This window comes from Allobosea sp. OK403, from assembly GCF_900113835.1.
In the GTDB taxonomy this organism is placed as follows: Bacteria; Pseudomonadota; Alphaproteobacteria; order Rhizobiales; family Beijerinckiaceae; genus Allobosea.
This window is the reverse complement of the sequence record NZ_FOQV01000003.1, coordinates 13,443-32,795: the sequence shown is the minus strand read 5'-3', so window position 1 is coordinate 32,795 and position 19,353 is coordinate 13,443. Positions and strand designations below refer to the sequence as shown.

Below are 19,353 nucleotides of genomic sequence, written 5' to 3'. Positions count from 1 at the left end.
ATCGGCGGCTTCGCCAACTATGCGCCTCACAACCCCAGCCCCTCATCCCAGTATGGTGTCGCGCCATAGAGCTCGCCGAGATAGTCGACGAAGGCGCGCACCTTCTGCTCCATATGCCGGCGGCTGGGATAGACCGCGTAGACCGCGACGCGCTTGCCGACGGAATACTCCGGCAGGACGCGTTGCAAGGCGCCCGATTTCAGCTCCGGCCCGACATCCCAGGTCGAGCGCAGCGCGATGCCGAGGCCGGCCAGCAGCGCCTCGCGCACCACCTCGCTCGAATTGGTCCGTAAGGGTCCGTTGACGCGCACGCTGACTGGCCCGCCCGGCCCGTCCAATCGCCAATGGTCGGCGTTGTGCGCGATCAGCGTATGGCGCGCCAGATCCTCGATGCTGCCGGGCGTGCCGTTCGCGGCGAGATAGCCCGGCGTGGCGCAAAGCACGCGGTGATTCGGCGCGAGCCGCTTGGCGACGAGGCTCGAATCCTGGAGGTCGGCGATGCGCACCGCCAGGTCGAAGCCTTCGCCGACGATGTCGACGAAGGCGTCGCCCAGGATCAGGTCGACCGTCACCTGCGGATGCGCATCGAGGAAGGGCTTGAGATGCGGCGCGATATGCAGCCGCCCGAAGGAGGTCGGCGCCGAGACGCGCAGCGTGCCGCGCGCCTGGCCTGCGCCGCTGGCGACCCAGGACTCGGCATCCTCGATCGAGGACAGCACCGAGACCACGCGCTCATAAAAGCCCTGGCCGGCCTCGGTCAGCGAGAGTTGCCGTGTCGTGCGCTGCAGCAGGCGCACGCCGAGCCGCTCCTCCAGACGCCGGATGCGCTTGGAAATGACGGCCGGCGAGAGGTTGAGCTGGCGGCCCGCCGCCGACATGCTCTTGGCCGTGACGACATGGGCGAAGACGTCGAGATCGCCGAACCGGTCCATAGCGCCCTCATCTTTTCCGAATTGGAAATAATCATGGACGTTGGTTGCACTGCAAGCCAGTTGGAATTGGTCTAGGATTGCTGCGGCCATGCTCCACCTTGAGCGTGACTCGCCGCCATCGTCATTGCGAGGAGCGCAGCGACGAAGCAATCCAGGGCCACTGCGCTCTACGAGACTGGATTGCTTCGCTGCGCTCGCAATGACGGGGGGCCGGATGTCTGCAACGATAGAGGCTGTTCATGTCCGCCATCGCCTTTCCCGTGCCCGATGAGAGCATCCTCGCTCGCCGCGACGAGATCATCGCCGGCCTGAGCCGCCTGGTCGCGCCCGAGGCGCTGATCACCTCGGCCGATGAGCGCAGGCCTTACGAGACCGATGCGCTGACCGCCTATCGCCGCCTGCCGCTGGCCGTCGTGTTGCCCTCGACCACGCAGGAGGTCGCGGCGGTGCTGAAATTCTGCAGCGCCCAGGGCGTGCCGGTCGTGCCGCGTGGGGCGGGCACGTCGCTCGCCGGTGGCGCGATCCCGCAGGAGGACGCTGTCGTCATCGGCGTCTCCAAAATGAACCGTATCCTCGAGATCGATTACGCCAACCGCGTCGCCAAGGTGCAGGCCGGCGTCACCAATCTCGCCGTCACCGGCGAAGTCATGGCGGAAGGCTTCTTCTACGCGCCCGACCCGTCCTCGCAGCTCGCCTGCTCGATCGGCGGCAATATCGGCATGAACTCGGGCGGTGCGCATTGCCTGAAATACGGCGTCACCACCAACAACGTGCTCGGCGTCACGCTGGTGATGCTCGACGGCAGCGTCGTTGAAATCGGCGGTGCCCATCTCGATTCCGGCGGCCTCGACATCCTCGGCCTGATCGTCGGTTCGGAAGGCCAGCTCGGCATCGTCACGGAAGCGACCGTGCGCATCCTGCGCTCGGCCGAAGGCGCGCGCCCGGTGCTGTTCGGCTTCCCCACCAGCGAGCAGGCGGGCGAGGCGGTCGCCGCCATCATCGGCGCCGGCATCATTCCCGTCGCGATGGAGTTCATGGACAAGCCGGCGATCGAGATCTGCGAGGCCTTCGCCCATGCCGGCTATCCGATGGATGTCGAGGCGCTCCTGATCATCGAGGTCGAGGGCTCGGATGCCGAGATGGACGCCCAGCTTGCCCGCATCGTCACTATTGCCCGCGAGCATGGCGTCAAGACCGTCAAGGAGAGCAAGTCGGCGATGGAGACGGCGGCGATCTGGAAGGGCCGCAAATCCGCCTTCGGCGCGACCGGTCGCATCGCCGACTATATCTGCATGGACGGCACGATCCCGACCGGGCAATTGCCGCATGTGCTGCGGCGCATGGACGAGATCGTGAAGGGCTATGGGCTTCGCGTCGCCAATGTCTTCCATGCCGGGGACGGCAATCTCCACCCGCTGATCCTCTACAACTGCAACGACCCGATCGAGGCGCAGAAGGCCGAGGATGCCGGCATGGACATCCTCAAGCTCTGCGTCGAGGTCGGCGGCTGCCTGACCGGCGAGCACGGCGTCGGCATCGAGAAGCGCGACCTGATGACGGTGCAGTTCAATCCCGAGGATCTGCAGCAGCAGATGCGGGTGAGGGCGGTGTTCGATGGGCAGTGGCTGCTCAATCCCGCGAAGGTGTTTCCGCTGGAAGGGCGAGTTGCGGCATAAAACCTGTCATTCCGGAGCTCGCGAAGCGAGAACCCGGAACCCACGGCTGGGTGAGCGCGATGACCTGTTTCGTCTATCTCATGGCCAGCAAGCGGAGCGGTACACTTTATCTCGGCGTCACCAACAATGTTGCGAGGCGTACCTATGAACACAAGTCGAAGCAGAATGCAGGGTTCACGAGTCGCTATGGGGTTGATCGGCTGGTTTGGTACGAGCAGTTCGAGGACATCCGGGATGCCATTGACCGGGAAAAGATTCAGAAGAAGTGGCGCAGGGCTTGGAAGATCACACTGATCGAGGACATGAATCCCGAATGGAAAGACCTCTATGAAGGGCTCGCTTGACGTGTGTCGCCCCGTCGTGGGTTCCGGGTTCTTCGCTGCGCGAAGCCCCGGAAAGACAGGAGGTGGTGCGTGATCATCCACACACCCACCACCGAGGCGCAGGCCTGCGCCGTCGTCAAATCCGTGTTCGCCAGCGGCATACCGCTCGCCATTCGCGGTGGCGGCACGCGCAGCGGCCTCGGGCGGCCCTCGCAGGCGGCGAGCACGCTCTCCAGCGCCGGCCTCACCGGCATCACGCTCTATGAGCCCGCCGAGATGGTGATCGGCGCGCGCGCCGGCACGCCGCTTTCGCTTGTGCAGGAGACGCTGGCCGAACGCGGCCAGATGCTGCCCTTCGAGCCGATGGACCATCGCGCGCTGCTGGGCACAGAAGGAGCGCCGACGATCGGGGCGGTTGCGGCGGGCAATATTTCCGGCCCGCGCCGCATCAATGCTGGCGCGGCGCGCGATTCGCTCATCGGCATCAGGCTGATCAATGGCCGAGGCGAGGCGATCAAGTCCGGTGGGCGGGTGATGAAGAACGTCACCGGGCTTGATCTTGTGAAGCTCGTCGCCGGCAGCTTCGGGACGCTGGGCTTCCTCACCGAGGTCGTCTTCCGCGTGCTGCCGAAGCCGGAGCGCGTCGTCACGCTGGTCTGGCGCGGTTTGCCGGACGAGGCGGCGGTCGGGCTGCTCTCGACTGCGCTCGGCTCGCCCTTCGAGCCTTTCGCGGCGGCGCATCTGCCGGCTGGCATCGGCGCTAGAGCGTTTTCGAGCGAAGTGGACACCGGTTCGCGTGAAGAAAACGCGTCAAAACAAAGAGCTGGAGCTGTTGAACGATCCAATTGGATCGGAAACGGCTCGGGTGAGGCCCGCACGCTGCTGCGGCTGGAGAATTTCTCCGCCTCGATCGACTATCGCGCCGCCGAGCTCGCCACGCTCCTCACCGCCCATGGCACGCCGGAGATGCTGGAGGGAGCGGCCTCCGAGGCGCTGTGGCAGGATGTGCGCGACGCAGGCTTCTTCGCCGGCACGCAAGAGGCGGTCTGGCGCTTGTCGCTGGCGCCGACGAACGGACCCAGGGCGACGGCAGCCATAGCGAATGCGCTGCCACAGGCGCGCTGGTTCTATGATTGGGGCGGCGGGCTGGTCTGGCTCGCGGTGCCCGATGCGGATGATGCCGGCGCAGCCGCGATCCGCGCCGCGATCAAGCCGCTCGGCGGTCACGCCACGCTGGTGCGCGCGCCGGACGCGATCCGCGCCAGCGTGCCGGTGTTCGATCCGATGCCCGAACCGCTGCTGCGGGTCACGGCCGGCATCAAGACGAGTTTCGATCCGGCCGGCATTTTCGAGCCGGGCCGGATGTATGCGGGGATTTGAGAGAGGCGCGGGGAACCCTTCTCCCGGATGGGAGAAGGGCAGGGATGAGGGTGTGCCGCTGATTGTTGTGGTGGGACGGAGCCGCAGCACCTCCTATTGAGAGGGGACACCCTCATCCGGCGCTCCGCGCCACCTTCTCCCATCCGGGAGAAGGGAAGAGCCGTTGCGGGTGACAGGACGATCAGAGCGTAGCCATGCAGACCAACTTCTCCCCCGCCCATCTCGCCTCCGATCCGCGCCTGCCGGCGTCGGAGAAGATCTTGCGCACCTGCGTGCATTGCGGCTTCTGCACCGCGACCTGCCCGACCTATCTCTTGCTCGGCGACGAGCTCGATAGCCCGCGCGGGCGCATCTATCTGATCAAGGACATGCTGGAGAACGGCAAGCCCGCCACCGAAGAGGTGGTGAAGCATGTCGACCGCTGCCTCTCCTGCCTCTCCTGCATGACGACCTGCCCCTCGGGGGTGAACTACATGCACCTCGTCGACCATGCCCGCGCCCATATCGAGGAGACTTATGAGCGCGGCTTCGCCGACAAGGCGCTGCGCCGCCTGCTCTCAGTGATCCTGCCGCATCCCGGTCGCTTCAGGCTCGCCATGCTGGGCGCGATGCTGGCAAAGCCCTTTGCCGGCGTGCTCGGCAGCCTGCCGGGCGTCGGAGCGCGCCTGAAGGCGATGCTGGCGCTCGCGCCCGCCCGGCTGCCGTCGCGCTCGACGATGGAGGGGCCGCAAAGTTTTCCCGTCACCGGCGTGCGCCGCAAGCGCGTCGCGCTCCTGTCGGGTTGTGCCCAGCCGGTGCTCGATCCCGCGATCAACGAGGCGACGATCCGCCTGCTGACGCGCCATGGCGTCGAGGTTGTGCTGCCCAAGGGCGAGGGCTGCTGCGGCGCGCTCGTCCATCATATGGGCCGCGAGCACGACGCGCTCGCCTTCGCCCGCCGCAATATCGACGCCTGGATGACTGAGGTCACCGGCGAGGGGCTGGATGCGATCCTGATCACGGCCTCGGGCTGCGGCACCACGATCAAGGATTACGGCTTCATGTTCCGCAACGAGCCGGCCTACGCCAAGACGGCCGCCACGGTCTCAGGCCTGGCCAAGGATGTGACCGAGTTCCTCGAGACGATCGACCTGCGCCATGCGCGCGATCTCGCGATTCCGATCGCCTATCACTCCGCCTGCTCGATGCAGCATGGCCAGCAGCTCAAGGACGGCCCCAAGCGCCTGCTCTCGGCCGCCGGCTTCAAGGTCAAGGAGGTGCCGGAGGGGCATATCTGCTGCGGCTCGGCCGGCGTCTACAACATCCTCCAGCCGCAGATCGCGGGACAGCTGCGCGAGCGCAAGATCGGCAATATCGAGAAGACCCGGCCGGTGCTGGTCGCGACCGGCAATATCGGCTGCATGACCCAGCTCGCCAAGGGCTTTGCCGACAAGGGCGCGACGACGCCGGTCGTCCACACCGCCGAACTGTTGGACTGGGCGACGGGCGGCCCCTTGCCCGAGAAGCTGGCGGCAGCGGGGATCGCGGACGTGCCGGTCAGGGAGCCGGGGCGGCTGATTGCTGCGGAGTAGCGGGCTTCGTTCCTACTCGCGGAGTGCCTCTGCCTGAAATCGCGCAGGCGGGGGGAACCCTCTCCCGTAGGGAGAGGGTTCCCCCCGCCTTTCTCGTCTTCCGAACCCAAGCAGCCCGCCCTAATTCCCGAAAACCGCCCGGCGCAGCGTCTGCTGCGCCTCGGTCATGCCGCGCTGTTTGGCGTTCATCGCTTCGAGCGCAGCCTGCACTTTCGTTCGCAGCGCGGGATTGGAAATCTCCATCTGCGAGCCGTTGAGCTTGATCGCCTTCCGGTTGCTTTCGATCAGATCGGCAAGCGCGATGATCGCTGCGAAGGCGTCGTCGGCGGTCGGGAAGACCTGGCGGAATGCGGTGGCTGGCGCAGTGACGGCCTTGTCGTAGACAGCCGCGTAGACAGCAGCGAGATCCTCGGGCTGCTTCAGCGCCGCCTTCTCGCTTGCCGCCGTCGCGAGCGCCTGATCAAGCGCGTCGCGCATGCCGGCGAAGCCGCTGCGCACGGTGACGAGATCGGCCTTGCGCGCGACGATATCCTCGATCGAGCGCGGCATGCTCTTGGCCAGCGTCTCCTGCATAGGCTTGGCGACGGAGGCGTTCATGCGCTCATGGAAGCGGGTGATGACGGCATAGTGCTCGGCATAGGCGCCGAAGGATTTCTGCTTCTCGGCGTCGGGCTGCGGCAGGCGCAGACCCGTCTTGGCGAGCACGTCGTCCTTGAGGAAGGCGATGAAGGCCTTGCGCTGGTCGGCCTCGCTGGGGCTGCAGGCGGTCAGCAGGACGGCGGCGAAGAGGCAGGCGAAGACGCCCAGGAGCCGGCGGGTGATCATGTCTTCCCCCATGCTGCGCCGCGCGATGCTGCGGCGCTGTCATTGCCAAACCAGCGCGATGACGGCCGCTGCGCTTGCCCCTGGCGCGCCAGCGGGCTAACCCGACGCGGAAGAACCCAGCGGCGCCGGCCGCTGCCGCGCATGACCGAGAAGTAGATCCCATGTCGAAGCCCGACAAGCTCAAAGCCCGCCAGCCGCGTGGTTTCGTCGATCGCGGCCCCGCCGACGTCGCGGCAACCGAGCGCATGCTCGGGGTCATCCGCGAGAGCTTCTCGCGTTATGGCTTCGATCCGGTCGAGACGCCCTTCGTCGAGTTTTCCGATGCGCTCGGCAAATTCCTGCCCGATCAGGACCGGCCCAATGAGGGCGTCTTCTCCTTCCAGGACGATGACGAGCAGTGGCTCTCGCTGCGCTACGACCTGACCGCGCCGCTCGCCCGCTATGTCGCGGAGAATTACGACGCGCTGCCGAAGCCTTATCGCAGCTATCGCGCCGGCTATGTCTTCCGCAATGAGAAGCCGGGTCCTGGGCGTTTCCGCCAGTTCATGCAGTTCGACGCCGATATCGTCGGCGCGGGTTCGGTCGCGGCCGATGCCGAGATCTGCATGCTCGCCGCCGATACGATGGAGGCGCTGGGCATCAAGCGCGGCGACTATGTCGTCAAGGTCAACAACCGCAAGGTGCTCGACGGCGTGATGGAGGCGATCGGGCTGGGCGGCGAGGAACATGCCGGCCGCCGGCTGACCGTGCTGCGCGCGATCGACAAGCTCGACAAGTTCGGTCCGGAAGGCGTGAAGCTGCTGCTTGGCGACGGGCGCAAGGACGAGAGCGGGGATTTTACGAAGGGCGCGGGGCTGAGTGAGCCGCAGAGCAATGTTGTCTTGGCACTGCTTCGTGCCGATTTTTCAACTTACGCAGGCCGCACTGCCTTCCTCGACGTTTTGACCGGCATTGAAGACTGGGATGTCAGCAAGACAGCCTGGGATTCTCTCAGTAGCGAGAATCCGGTACTGTATGAAGGCGTCAATACGCTCGACGAGATGTCGAAATTGCTGGTTGCGTCGGGTTATGGCAACGACCGCATCCGCATCGACCCCTCAGTCGTCCGCGGCCTCGAATATTACACCGGCCCGGTCTACGAGGTCGAACTGACCTTCCCGGTCACCAATGACGACGGCCAGGTCGTGCGCTTCGGCTCTGTCGCGGGCGGCGGGCGCTATGACGGGCTCGTCGGGCGCTTCCGGCCCGAGCCGGTGCCGGCCACGGGCTTCTCGATCGGCGTGTCCAGGCTCTATTCGGCGTTGAAGGCGGTGAAATCGCCGATCGTCGACGCCAAGGCGGAGCTCCCGCTCGTCGTCGTCACCGCGATGGACAACAAGTCGCCCGAGCACATGCCGGGCTATCAGGCTTTCGTCTCTGAGCTGCGCCAGGCCAGGGATGAGGCCGGCAAGCCCTTGCTGCGGGCCGACCTCTATCTCGGCTCGTCGGGCTTCAACGCCCAGATGAAATATGCCGACAAGCGCGGCGCGGTCTGCGCGGTCATTCAAGGTTCTTCTGAACGGGACGCCGGCACCGTGATCATCAAGGATCTGATCCTGGGGGCCGAGCTCGCCGCCGCCGGGCGCGAGGTCAAGGATTCCGCCGAGCACAAGGAGCGGCAGGCGCAGGCGCAGTTTGCCGTGCCGGTGGCGGAGCTGGTCGAAGGGGTGAAGCGGGTGCTTGCCCGTCATGCTCGGGCTTGACCTGGGGCTCCAGCCGTCATGCTCGCCCTTGTGGCGAGCATCCACGTCTTGGTCGTAGCGCGCGACGGCGGAAGACGTGGATGGTCGGGACAAGCCCGACCATGACGGTGAGGCGCTCCGCCTGGGAATGACGCCTCTCCAAATCCCGTTCACCCAATTCCCTAAAAACCGTCGAAAATACCGCACGCCGCTGCTAGGACAGCGGCCGCAACAGGATCAACCGCCGTGCCCGCCATCCGTGCCAGCATCGAGACCGTGATCGCGCTTTTCGCGCGCGAAGGCTATGGCCGCGCCGAGCCGGCGATCCTGCAGCCTGCCGACGTCTTCCTCGACCTCTCCGGCGAGGATATCCGCCGCCGCATCTTCATGACGCAGGATGCCGAGGGGCGCGACTGGTGCCTGCGGCCCGAATACACCATTCCCGTCGCGCTCGATCACATCGCCGCACGCTCGACCGAGCCTGCGGCCTATGCCTATGCCGGCCCGGTCTTCCGCATGCGCTCGGGCGAACCCGGCGAGTTCTCGCAGGCCGGGCTTGAATCCTTCGGCCGCACCGATTTCGCCGCTGCCGACGCCGAGATCATGGCGCTGACGATCGAGGCCGCCGCCGCGCTCGGCCTCGCCGAGCCGAAGATCGTGATGGGCGATGTCGCCTTGCTCAATGCCTTGCTCGACGGGCTCGCCGTGCCCCAGGGCGCCCGCCGCCGCTTCATGCGCGCGGCCGTGCAGGGCAAGGGCGCAGAGGCCACCGCCGCGCTCGACGCCCCGCAGCCTGAGGGCGATGCCGCTCATGCCGGCCTGCTCAAGGCGCTGGAAGGCCAGGATCCCAAGGCGGCAAAAGCCTTCGTCGAGGATGTCTTGTCGATCGCCGGCATCTCGACGGTGGGTGGCCGGACGGCCGGCGACATCGCCGAGCGCTTCCTGGCGCGGGCGGCCGAGCGTGAGAACCCGGTCAATGCCGACGTCAAGGCGCTGCTCGGCCAGGTGCTCGCCATCTCCGGCGATCCCGACACGGCGTCGGCCTCCCTGCGCGCTCTGGCCGAGCGCGCCTCGCTCGATCTCGGCCGCCAGCTCGACGCGTTCGACGAGCGCACCGGCTTCCTTGCCGTGCGCGGGGTCGATGTGACGCAGATCGCCTTCGCCGCCGGTTTCGCCCGCAATCTCGACTACTACACCGGCTTCATCTTCGAATTGCATGATGCCGCCCGCGCTGACGGCAAGCCGGTCGCCGGCGGCGGGCGCTACGACCATGTGCTGGGGCGGCTCGGGGCGCCCGGTTCCATTCCGGCGGTGGGCGCTTCGCTCTGGCTCGACCGGCTGGCGGGAGACAAGTCATGAGCGATCCGGCCCTCGTCCTCGCCGTTCCCTCCAAGGGCCGGCTGCAGGAGAACGCCACCGCCTTCTTCGGCCGCGCCGGGCTGAAATTCGTGCAGTCGCGCGGCGCGCGCGATTATCGCGGCACCATCGCCGGGCTGGAGGGGGCGGAGGTCGCTTTCCTCTCGGCTTACGAGATCGTCGCCCAGCTGGCTTCGGGCGCGGTCCATCTCGGCGTCACCGGCGAGGATCTGGTGCGCGAGCAGGTTCCCGATGCGGATGCCGCCGTCGCGATGCTGACCCCGCTCGGCTTCGGCCACGCCAATGTCGTCGTCGCAGTGCCCCAGGCCTGGATCGATGTGCGCAGCATGGCCGATCTCGACGATGTCGCTTCGACCATGCGCGTCCGCCAGGGCCGCAAGCTGCGCGTCGCCACGAAATATGTGAACCTGACCCGCCGCTTCTTCGCCCAGCACGGCCTTGCCGATTACCGCATCGTCGAGAGCCTGGGCGCGACCGAGGGAGCGCCCGCCGCCGGCACGGCCGAGATCGTGGTCGACATCACCACGACCGGCAGCACCTTGGCGGCCAACGCCCTGAAGGTGCTCGACGATGGCGTGATGTTGGCGTCGGAAGCCAATCTCGTCGCTTCCGTGCGGGCGCCTTGGGGCGCGCGGGCGCGCGCTGCTGCGACCGCCATCCTGTCGCGAATCGCCGCTGAGGAAGAGGCGCGCACCGTGCGCGAGATCCGCGCCCGCGATATCGGCGTGACGTCGGAAGCGCTCGAGGCGATCACCACCCAGTTCGGCGCGAGGCTGCCTTTCGGCCTGGCCGGGCAGGGCGGCGTGCAGGTGCTGCACTGCCCGGAGAAGTCGGTTTTCGCGCTGGTCGAGCATCTCGCGCGGTCGGGCGCGGACGAAATCACGGTGAGCGCGCCCGATTACGTCTTCCGCAAGGCCAATCCGCTGATCGAGCGGCTGCTGGCGCGCATCTGATCGCTGCGCCGGACAGGGGGCGGCGGAGATTGCTGATGTCGGTGGGCGCAGGCCCCATAAATCCCGCAATTCGGGTCCATGGCTCACCTTCCTGATTGATCCCGGAACAATACGCCGTTACGCGCTTTCAACAGGGAGAGCTCGCGCGCTATCGTCGCGGGCATGACTGCGGGTGATAGAATGACGAACCGACGCTTTGGCTATGCCGCCCTTCTCGCCGCGCTTGTGCCGATGGCTTCGCTCATGGCTGGTTCCGCCGAGGCCCAAAGCCGGCGCGGCCGGCAGGCGCCGCAGGAGCAACAGCAGCAGATTCCGCCAGCCGAGCAGGAGAAGTCCTTCCCGACCGGCGCCTCCTGGGCCGCGAGTTCGCTGAACGGCAAGCCGATCTCCGATCGCCGCGCCACCTTCCTGATCGACGCCAATCTGCGCGGCACCGGCTTTGGCGGCTGCAACACCTTCTCGGCTACCGCCTATCCGCTGCGCCAGCAGGGCCTCGCGGTCGGGCCGATCGCGCTGACCAAGCGGACCTGCGACAAGGGCCTGCTCGATTTCGAGCGCGCCTATCTCACCGCGCTGCGCGCCGCCCGCAATTGGGACATCGTCGACGGCAAGCTGGTCGTCAAGGGCGCGGCCGGCGAGGTGCGCTTCGAGCGCGGTCTCTGAGCGCGGGAACCGCCATCGTCATTTCGGGGCGCGGGGAACCCCTCTCCTGCATCGAAGTCGGGTCTACCCGACTTCGACACTCTGAGTGCTGAACCCGGGTATACCCGGGTTCAGTGAGAGGGGCAGGGGTGAGGTGTCGGCCCCTGGACCAGTGGCGTTGAAACCTTGCCGTCATTGCGAGCGTAGCGAAGCAATCCAGGAGGGCTCGCTCTACGTCCCCTGGATTGCTTCGCTACGCTCGCAATGACGATGGAGCAGCGGTGAGACCACGGCCAAAGCATCAAACGGCCGACACCTCACCTGCCCTCTCCTTATAGGAGAGGGTTCCCCGCGCTCCTCCGGAAGCGGGGGTAACTAACCGACCATCTCCCGGCTTTCCGCCTTGGGGCTGAAGGTGCCGTCGTCGTTCGGCTGCATGATCACGATCGAATCATGCATCGCCCGCAGCGTCGAGCGGTGGCCGATCGAGACGATCTTGGTCTGCGGCAGCGCCTGCTCGATCGCGGCATAGATCTCGCCCTCCAGCTTCTCGTCGAGCGAGGCTGTCGCTTCATCCAGGAAGAGCCAGTCGGGCTTCGTCAGCAGGGCGCGTGCCACGGCCAGGCGCTGCTGCTCGCCGCCGGAAAGACGCTGGCCCCAGAGATCGACCTCGTCGAGCCGCTCGGAAAGATGGTCGAGCTTGGTCAGATGCATTGCTGCCTTGATCTCGGCCTCGCCATAGGCATCCACCGGCGCGGGATAGGCAAGCGCCGCGCGCAGGCTGCCCTGGGGTAGATAGGGGCGCTGTGGCAGCAGCATGATCTCGGCTCCGGTGGGGATGCCGACTTTGCCCTGGCCGAAGGGCCAGATCCCGGCAATGGCGCGAAACAGCGTCGACTTGCCCGAGCCCGACGGGCCGATGACCAGTGTCCGCTGGCCTGTGCCGAGGTCGAGATCGCGGACCCGCACGATCGGCTGGCCGTTGGGCAGGCTGAGCGTGGCCTCGTCGACATGCACCGCGTCGCCCTTGGCGGGCACCTCATGGATGCCTTTGTCGCTGGCGCTTGCCGCCTGCGCGATCGCGGCCTCGAAGGTGGTGAGGCGGTTGATCGAGGCGACATATTGGGCGATCGTCTGGTAACGATCGATGAAGAAGGACATCGCGGTCTGGACCCGGTCGAAGGCCGAGGCGACCTGCGTCATGATGCCGAGTGTAATCGTACCGGCGAAGTAATGCGGAGCTAACAGGATATAGGGGACGACGACGTTAGCCTGGCCGAATGAGTAGATGAAGCTGTTCAGTTTCAGTCGCGCCCAGACCAGTCGGTAGAAATTGGATACGATATCGCCGAAGCGCTGGCTAAGGTGGCGCTGCTCCGAGCCCTCGCCGCGCATCAGCGCGATCTGTTCGGAGTATTCGCGCAGCCGCGCCAGCGAGAAGCGGAAAGTCGCCTCGCGCCGTTCCTGCTCGAACTCCAGCCCGATCATGGGCCGCCCGATCATGTGGGCGAGCCAGGTTGCCGCGACCGAGTAGATCAGCGCCATCCAGAAGATGAAGCCGGGAACGGTGATATCGGTGCCAGGCACCTTGCTCGCCACTGGGATGGACCAGAGGATGATCGAGAACGAGACCAGTGTCGACACCTGCGTCAACAGCGGCAGCGCGAAGCCGTAGGTCTGGTTGACGAAGGAGCGGGTATCTTCGGCGATGCGCTGGTCGGGGTTGTCGGCGCTGCCCGCAAGAGAGACGCGGTAGTGGGTACCGTTGCGCAGCCAGGCGGCGCTGAACTTCTCCGCCATCCAGCGCCGCCAGCGGATCAGCAGCGTGTAGTTGGCGAAGAGCTCAATCAGGTTGGAGATGACCGAGATCGCCGCCCAGACGCTGAACACATAGATGAGCTGGTACCAGAAGCTGGCGGCGTCCTTCTCCTGGATCGCGTTGTAGAAATCGCGGTTGAAGAAGGACAGCCTGAGCGAGATGCCGACCTGCAACTGGTTGAGCACGACCAGGAAGACCAGTAGCAGCACTCCCATCCGGCCCGTGCCGATCCTGAACGGTCCCGCCGGCCACATCTGAGCGGCCGTCGGCTCCTGAGCCTCGAAATAGGGGGAGGCCAGCCGCGCGATGCGCTGGATGCTCGGCACGAACGAGATCGCGTAGACCACCAGGCCGAAGACCGCGATCGTGATCGTCAGGCTGGCCGGCGGCACGAGCGCCTGCCAGGCCTGGGGCCAGGCGCCGGATTGGGCGACCAGGAAGGCGGCGCCGGTGAGCACATACTCGACGCCGAAGATGACCGAGAAGATCCTGAGAAACGTCGCGATCGCGGCGGCCTGCCATGTCGCGGCGGCAAGCAGCAGGCCGATGACGCCCATCCCGATGGCTCCGGCGCTGCCGCTTTGCTGGCCGACGATGAGGGCGATCACGGCAAGCACGGCGACGGCGATGCTCAAAGGGCGCATGGGCAAGGATCCTGCGGAAATGGCTGGGGATGACGAGATGCCATCGCGATTCTGACCATGTCGCAGAGGATGCGGCCATTCAATGGCGGCACCGGAAGATCAGCAAATTGTCATCTGCCGGACATGAAAAAGGCCCGGCTTGCGCCGGGCCTTCCACAGTCTTCGCAAGGAGCGAGGTGGCTTGGATCAGAAATCCATACCGCCCATGCCGCCGCCGCCCATCGGGGGCATCGGGGAGTCCTTCTTCGGCAGCTCGGCGATCATCGCTTCCGTGGTGATCAGCAGGCCAGCGATCGAAGCCGCGTCCTGGATCGCCGTGCGGACGACCTTGGTCGGGTCGATGATGCCGGCCTTGACCAGATCGCCATAGACGCCGGTCTGGGCGTTGTAGCCGAAGGCGTATTCCTTGGACTCGAGCAGCTTGCCGACCACGACAGCGCCGTCATCGCCAGCGTTGTCGACGATCTGCTTGGCCGGGGCCATGATCGCCTTGCGGACGATTTCGACGCCGGTCTTCTGGTCGTCATTGGCGGTCTTGATCGCCTTGACGGTCGAGAGCGCGCGCAGGAGGGCGACGCCGCCGCCCGGCAGGATGCCTTCTTCGACCGCAGCGCGGGTCGCGTTCAGGGCATCGTCGACGCGGTCCTTCTTCTCCTTGACTTCGACTTCGGTCGCGCCGCCGACGCGGATCACCGCGACGCCGCCAGCGAGCTTGGCGAGACGCTCCTGGAGCTTCTCACGGTCGTAGTCCGAGGTGGTCTCCTCGATCTGCGCCTTGATCTGCGCGACGCGGCCCTCGATGTCCTTCTTCTTGCCGGCGCCGTCGATGATCGTGGTGTTCTCCTTCTCGATGCGCACCTTCTTGGCGCGTCCGAGCATGGCGAGCGTCACGGTCTCGAGCTTGATGCCGAGGTCTTCCGAGATCATCTGACCGGCGGTCAGGATCGAGAGATCCTCGAGCATCGCCTTGCGGCGATCGCCGAAGCCCGGAGCCTTGACGGCCGCGACCTTCAGGCCGCCACGGAGCTTGTTGACGACGAGCGTGGCAAGAGCCTCGCCCTCGACGTCCTCGGCGATGATCAGCAGCGGCTTGCCGGTCTGAACGACGGCCTCGAGGATCGGCAGCATCGCCTGGAGCGAAGACAGCTTCTTCTCGAAGATGAGGATGTAGGGATCCTCGAGCTCAGCGACCATCTTCTCGGCGTTGGTGATGAAGTAGGGCGAGAGATAGCCACGGTCGAACTGCATGCCCTCGACGACGTCGAGCTCGGTCTCGGCGGTCTTGGCTTCCTCGACGGTGATGACACCCTCGTTGCCGACCTTCTGCATGGCGGTCGCGATCATCTTGCCGACCGACTCGTCGCCGTTCGCCGAGATGGTGCCGACCTGCGCGACTTCCGCGTTGGACGTGACCTTCTTGGAGTTCTTCTTGAGGTCGGCGACGATGGCTTCGACAGCCAGATCGATGCCGCGCTTCAGATCCATCGGGTTCATGCCGGCGGCAACCGACTTCAGGCCTTCGCGCATGATGGCGGCGGCCAGAACGGTGGCGGTCGTGGTGCCGTCGCCGGCGGCGTCGTTCTGCTTCGAGGCCACTTCGCGCACCATCTGGGCGCCCATGTTCTCGAACTTGTCGGCGAGCTCGATCTCCTTGGCGACGGTGACGCCGTCCTTGGTGATGCGCGGGGCGCCGAACGACTTGTCGATCACGACGTTACGGCCCTTGGGACCGAGCGTGACCTTGACGGCGTTGTTGAGGATTTCGACGCCGCGCAGCATGCGGTCGCGTGCGTCGGTGGAGAACTTGACGTCTTTGGCAGCCATAAGAGCTACTCCTTACATGAAAACGGGGATGGGCGGTCGCTTGGCGTTCAGCCGATGACGCCCATGACGTCGGATTCCTTCATGATCAGGAGATCCTGGCCATCGATCTTGACCTCGGTGCCCGACCACTTGCCGAACAGGACGCGATCGCCCTTCTTGACGTCCAGCGGGGTCAGCTTGCCGGCTTCGTCGCGGCCGCCCGGGCCGACGGCGATGACTTCACCCTCTTGGGGCTTTTCCTTGGCGGTATCGGGGATGATGATGCCACCCTTGGTCTTCTCTTCGCCATCAAGGCGACGGACCACAACGCGGTCATGCAGCGGACGGAACTTCATGGTTCTGTCTTCCTCTTGGATCTAATTCGATGCGGGCGCTCGATGGCGAACCCGCGACGGGCACCTGTTAGCAGTCTCGGGTATCGAGTGCTAACCGATGGCGGGGAGATAGGCGCGTCACCCCGGAGAGTCAAGAAATCATCCGGCGATAAAGTGAATGCGAAGGTGGCGCCGGGGGCTTGCTGGCAAAGCGGGTTGAACACCTAGAGCCGGATGATGTCAGATGGATCACAAAGTGATCCGATCTGGCATCTGAATCCGTCTCTCATCAAAAAGTTAGAGCAGGATCGATGCGAAAAACCGGTGCCCACTTTTTCGTATCCTGCTCTAGCATGGCGAAATGACGACATCTGCGCCCGATCCCCGGCTCGACGATATCGCCCGCTCCTGCGTGGCGCTGCATGTGCGCATGACGGCGCGGGCGGTGACGCGAGCCTATGACGAGGCGATGCGCCCGAGCGGGTTGAAGATCACGCAGTTCGTGCTGCTCTCGGCGCTCAGCACCGGCGCCTGGCGCTCCGTCACCGAACTGGCCGAGCGTTTCGCCCTGGAGCGCACCTCGCTGACCCGCAATCTGCAATTGCTGGCGGCCGAGGCGCTGATCGTTCCCGTGGAGGGCAAGGGCCGCGCCTCGGTCTATGCGGTCACCGAAAAGGGCAGGGCGGCGATCGAGGCCGCGATCCCCTATTGGCATCAGGCTCAGGAGCGGATCGAGGGCGGATTCGGCAAGGAACGCTGGAACGAAACCCGCGAGGGGCTGAAGGCGCTGCGCCGCGTGGCACGCCTGGCGGACTGAGACGCGGCTTGACCGGCGATCCTTAAGCCACTTAACGTGTAGGTACACAATAGGTGAGAGACAGCGATGGCGCGCAAGTTCGGGGTGGTGACGCGGGACGTGCTGCTCGCCGAGGACGGGCTCGGTTTCCTGCGCGGCATAGTCGAGGGCCGCCATCCCGGCCCGCCTATCGCGGAGGCGATGGATCTCGATCTCGTCGAGGTCGAGGAGGGGCGCGTCGTCTTCGTCGGCAAGCCCTCAGTGCGCTTCTTCAATCCGCTCGGCACGATCCATGGCGGCTGGACCGCGACGATCCTCGATTCCGCCATGGCCTGCGCCGCGCACACCACGCTCAAGCTGGGCGAGGGCTACACGACGCTGGAGATGAAGCTCAACTATGTCCGCCCGGTCATGCCCGATAGCGGCACGCTGCGCTGCGAGGGCAAGCTGATCCATCGCGGCGGCACGGTCGCGACGACCGAGGGCCGCCTCGTCGACGAGCGCGGCAAGCTGCTCGCGCACGGCACCGAGACCTGCCTGATCTTTCCGGCGAAGGCGAAGGCCTGATTAAACTCGGAACCGTGTCAGGTCGGCATATCCATGCGGTGGGCGGTCCCGGCTCGCGCGATAGGCGCTGGGGCTTGTGCCCATTGCCAGGCGGAAGTGGCGGTTGAAGGTCGAGAGATCGCCAAACCCGCAATCGAAGGCGATCTGCGCGACCCCATGCTCCGAGCCGCGCAGCAGGAGCGCCGAGCGATGCAGGCGCGTCCTGAGCAGGAACTGATGCGGCGTCATGCCGATCAGCGCCTTGAACGTCCGCAGGAAATGATAGCGGCTCATCGCGGCTTCCCGGGCAAGCTCGGTCAAGCTCAGCGTCTCCTGGGAGCACGCCTCGATCCATCGCAGGGCCCGGGTGATGCGGCAGGCGTCGCGCGCCGTCGGCGCGGCGGTTGCCGGCGGCTCGTCTGCAAGCCTTGCCGCCACCGCGCCGGCCAGCCGGACGGCGAGCTCCTCATAGGCGGCGCCGCCGTCGCTGGTTACGATCTCGGCCATCAGGCCGGCGAGCGCCTGTGAGGGCGGCAGATGGGCGCGGGCGAAAGCGAGCTGCCGCACGCCGGGGACGCCGGCAAGGATGTCTTCCAGATAGGCCGGGTCGAACTGGAAGGCGAGGCAGCGGTCGCCGGCCGCATGGTCGTGGCCGCATTCGAAGCAGGCCCCCTGATTGCCGAGCAGGAGCGCGCCCGGCGCGAGCAGCGCGGCGCCCTGGCTGGAGCGGTAGCTGAAGCTGCCGCTCGTCACCGCCGCGATGCAGCAATGCGCGTGCTGTTCCTCAAAGGCGCGGTCGCCGGGCCCAGCGGTGCAGATGATGTCCTGCACGCGCCAGCCGGGGCCCGAGGCCAGAAGATGCGAGGTCGCAGTCATCGCCGCAGTTTAGCAATTTTCCCCAAGCGCCGGGAGGGGCGGGGGCTCTAGATCGAGGGATATGCCCTCAGCGGGAGCCCGAACATGGCAGCAGCGTCAGCACCCTTCCTCGACATGCTTCACGCGGATGCGCCCGCGCCTGACAGGGTCGGCGGGATGGCGCTCTATGGTTGGCTCATCGGTGCCTGGACGATGGATGCCGTCATTCATGCCGATGATGGCGCCCGGCACGAGGCCAAGGGAAGTATCGGCTTCGGTTGGGTTCTGGAGGGACGCGCGATCCAGGATGTCTGGATCCTGCCCGGCTTCTTCCACGGTACGACGCTGCGGATCTACGACCCTGCGCTCGATGCCTGGCACATCCTTTGGAGCGACCCGCTGAAGCAATATTACACGCGCCAGATCGGCCGTGCCGAAGGCCGCGACATCGTCCAGCACGGCAAGACCGGGGACGGTGTCGCGATACGCTGGCGCTTTACCGAGATCACACGCGATTCCTTTCGTTGGCTTGGCGAAACTTCGCCCGATGACGGTGTGAGCTGGAGGCTGCAGGCCGATTTTCAGGCGCGCCGTACGACACCCTGACCCACTCTGAAAGGGAGACGACCATGCTCGATCATGTTTCCATCGGCGTCGGCGAGATCGCCCGCTCGAAGCGCTTCTACGATGCCGCGCTCGGTGCGCTCGGCTATCGCTGCCTGAGCGAGGACGAGGCCTCGCTGGGTTATGGCCGGGACGCCGTCGCCTTCTGGCTCGGAGCGGTCGCGAAGCCGGTGCCGCCCGATCCCGGCTCGAACCTGCATTTCTGCTTCGTCGCGCCGACGCGGCAGAGCGTGGATGCGTTCCATGCCGCCGCGATCGCTCAGGGCGGAGCCGATAACGGCCGGCCCGGCCTGCGGGAAGCCTATGGTCCCGATTACTATGCGGCTTTCGTGGTCGACCCGGATGGCTATCGCATCGAGGCCTATTGCGGCGCCGCCTGAGATCGAGGCCGTCGGCGTCAGCGCCGGCTGGTCGAGATCGCGTCCGCTGCGGTCATGATCAATGAGCGTTCGAGACGCGAGCGATATGGTTTCAACCCGCCCTCGCATGAGATCGACGCCGGTCATGAGCGTGCCGGACGCATCGAAGGCG

General features: G+C 66.1%; 18 protein-coding genes. 12 read left to right on the top strand and 6 right to left on the bottom strand.

All coding sequences use genetic code 11. The features are described from left to right. Positions 1–26: 26 nt before the first annotated feature. Positions 27–932: a LysR family transcriptional regulator gene (locus tag BMZ97_RS11505; protein WP_092169120.1), complete on the bottom strand. Its 906-nt coding sequence runs from the start codon at positions 930–932 to the stop codon at positions 27–29. A gap of 239 nt (positions 933–1,171) precedes the next feature. On the opposite strand from BMZ97_RS11505, the gene BMZ97_RS11500 reads away from it, so the two are divergent. From BMZ97_RS11500 to glcF, 4 genes are all read left to right on the top strand, one after another. Further along, positions 1,172–2,608 (top strand): FAD-linked oxidase C-terminal domain-containing protein, encoded by a 1,437-nt coding sequence (locus BMZ97_RS11500; protein WP_092169117.1) that lies wholly within the window; start codon positions 1,172–1,174, stop codon positions 2,606–2,608. A 59-nt stretch (positions 2,609–2,667) separates the two neighbouring features. Further along, positions 2,668–2,952 (top strand): GIY-YIG nuclease family protein, encoded by a 285-nt coding sequence (locus BMZ97_RS11495; protein WP_092169113.1) that lies wholly within the window; start codon positions 2,668–2,670, stop codon positions 2,950–2,952. A 69-nt stretch (positions 2,953–3,021) separates the two neighbouring features. Further along, the gene (locus BMZ97_RS11490) at positions 3,022–4,311 is read left to right on the top strand and encodes an FAD-binding protein (protein ID WP_092169111.1); all 1,290 of its coding nucleotides are present in this window, start codon (positions 3,022–3,024) and stop codon (positions 4,309–4,311) included. A 194-nt stretch (positions 4,312–4,505) separates the two neighbouring features. Next, positions 4,506–5,882: a glycolate oxidase subunit GlcF gene (glcF, locus tag BMZ97_RS11485; RefSeq protein ID WP_092169108.1), complete on the top strand. Its 1,377-nt coding sequence runs from the start codon at positions 4,506–4,508 to the stop codon at positions 5,880–5,882. A 120-nt stretch (positions 5,883–6,002) separates the two neighbouring features. Here glcF and BMZ97_RS11480 read toward each other — a convergent pair whose 3' ends face one another. Then, complete coding sequence (locus tag BMZ97_RS11480; protein WP_175525524.1) at positions 6,003–6,707, bottom strand: DUF3053 family protein; 705 nt, start codon at positions 6,705–6,707, stop codon at positions 6,003–6,005. A gap of 161 nt (positions 6,708–6,868) precedes the next feature. Here BMZ97_RS11480 and hisS point away from each other — a divergent pair, with 161 nt between their 5' ends. From hisS to BMZ97_RS11460, 4 genes are all read left to right on the top strand, one after another. Next, positions 6,869–8,449: a histidine--tRNA ligase gene (gene hisS / locus BMZ97_RS11475; RefSeq protein WP_092169102.1), complete on the top strand. Its 1,581-nt coding sequence runs from the start codon at positions 6,869–6,871 to the stop codon at positions 8,447–8,449. A gap of 225 nt (positions 8,450–8,674) precedes the next feature. Next, positions 8,675–9,787, top strand: coding sequence for an ATP phosphoribosyltransferase regulatory subunit (locus BMZ97_RS11470; RefSeq protein WP_092169099.1), 1,113 nt, complete (start codon positions 8,675–8,677; stop codon positions 9,785–9,787). Further along, complete coding sequence (gene hisG / locus BMZ97_RS11465) at positions 9,784–10,758, top strand: ATP phosphoribosyltransferase (protein ID WP_092169096.1); 975 nt, start codon at positions 9,784–9,786, stop codon at positions 10,756–10,758. Before BMZ97_RS11470 ends, hisG begins: the two co-directional genes overlap by 4 nt. A gap of 180 nt (positions 10,759–10,938) precedes the next feature. Continuing rightward, positions 10,939–11,421 carry an META domain-containing protein gene (locus tag BMZ97_RS11460; RefSeq protein ID WP_092169093.1) on the top strand — a complete coding sequence of 161 codons (483 nt, stop codon included), beginning with the start codon at positions 10,939–10,941 and terminating at the stop codon, positions 11,419–11,421. 354 nt (positions 11,422–11,775) lie between these two features. Here BMZ97_RS11460 and BMZ97_RS11455 read toward each other — a convergent pair whose 3' ends face one another. From BMZ97_RS11455 to groES, 3 genes are all read right to left on the bottom strand, one after another. Beyond that, complete coding sequence (locus BMZ97_RS11455) at positions 11,776–13,863, bottom strand: ABC transporter ATP-binding protein/permease (RefSeq protein ID WP_092169090.1); 2,088 nt, start codon at positions 13,861–13,863, stop codon at positions 11,776–11,778. A 186-nt stretch (positions 13,864–14,049) separates the two neighbouring features. Continuing rightward, entirely contained in the window at positions 14,050–15,687 is a 1,638-nt protein-coding gene (gene groL, locus BMZ97_RS11450; protein ID WP_092169087.1) for a chaperonin GroEL, read from the bottom strand. Positions 15,688–15,734: 47 nt separating this feature from the next. Further along, positions 15,735–16,022: a co-chaperone GroES gene (gene groES, locus BMZ97_RS11445; RefSeq protein ID WP_069690314.1), complete on the bottom strand. Its 288-nt coding sequence runs from the start codon at positions 16,020–16,022 to the stop codon at positions 15,735–15,737. A 340-nt stretch (positions 16,023–16,362) separates the two neighbouring features. On the opposite strand from groES, the gene BMZ97_RS11440 reads away from it, so the two are divergent. After that, positions 16,363–16,818 (top strand): MarR family winged helix-turn-helix transcriptional regulator, encoded by a 456-nt coding sequence (locus BMZ97_RS11440; RefSeq protein WP_092169084.1) that lies wholly within the window; start codon positions 16,363–16,365, stop codon positions 16,816–16,818. A gap of 66 nt (positions 16,819–16,884) precedes the next feature. Next, complete coding sequence (locus tag BMZ97_RS11435; RefSeq protein WP_092169081.1) at positions 16,885–17,364, top strand: PaaI family thioesterase; 480 nt, start codon at positions 16,885–16,887, stop codon at positions 17,362–17,364. On the opposite strand, the gene BMZ97_RS11430 is transcribed toward BMZ97_RS11435, so the two are convergent. After that, entirely contained in the window at positions 17,365–18,219 is an 855-nt protein-coding gene (locus tag BMZ97_RS11430; protein WP_092169078.1) for a helix-turn-helix domain-containing protein, read from the bottom strand. An 84-nt stretch (positions 18,220–18,303) separates the two neighbouring features. Here BMZ97_RS11430 and BMZ97_RS11425 point away from each other — a divergent pair, with 84 nt between their 5' ends. Continuing rightward, the gene (locus BMZ97_RS11425) at positions 18,304–18,804 is read left to right on the top strand and encodes a hypothetical protein (protein ID WP_244546363.1); all 501 of its coding nucleotides are present in this window, start codon (positions 18,304–18,306) and stop codon (positions 18,802–18,804) included. Between the two features lie 23 nt (positions 18,805–18,827). Next, complete coding sequence (locus BMZ97_RS11420) at positions 18,828–19,202, top strand: VOC family protein (protein WP_092169075.1); 375 nt, start codon at positions 18,828–18,830, stop codon at positions 19,200–19,202. Positions 19,203–19,353 lie beyond the last annotated feature (151 nt).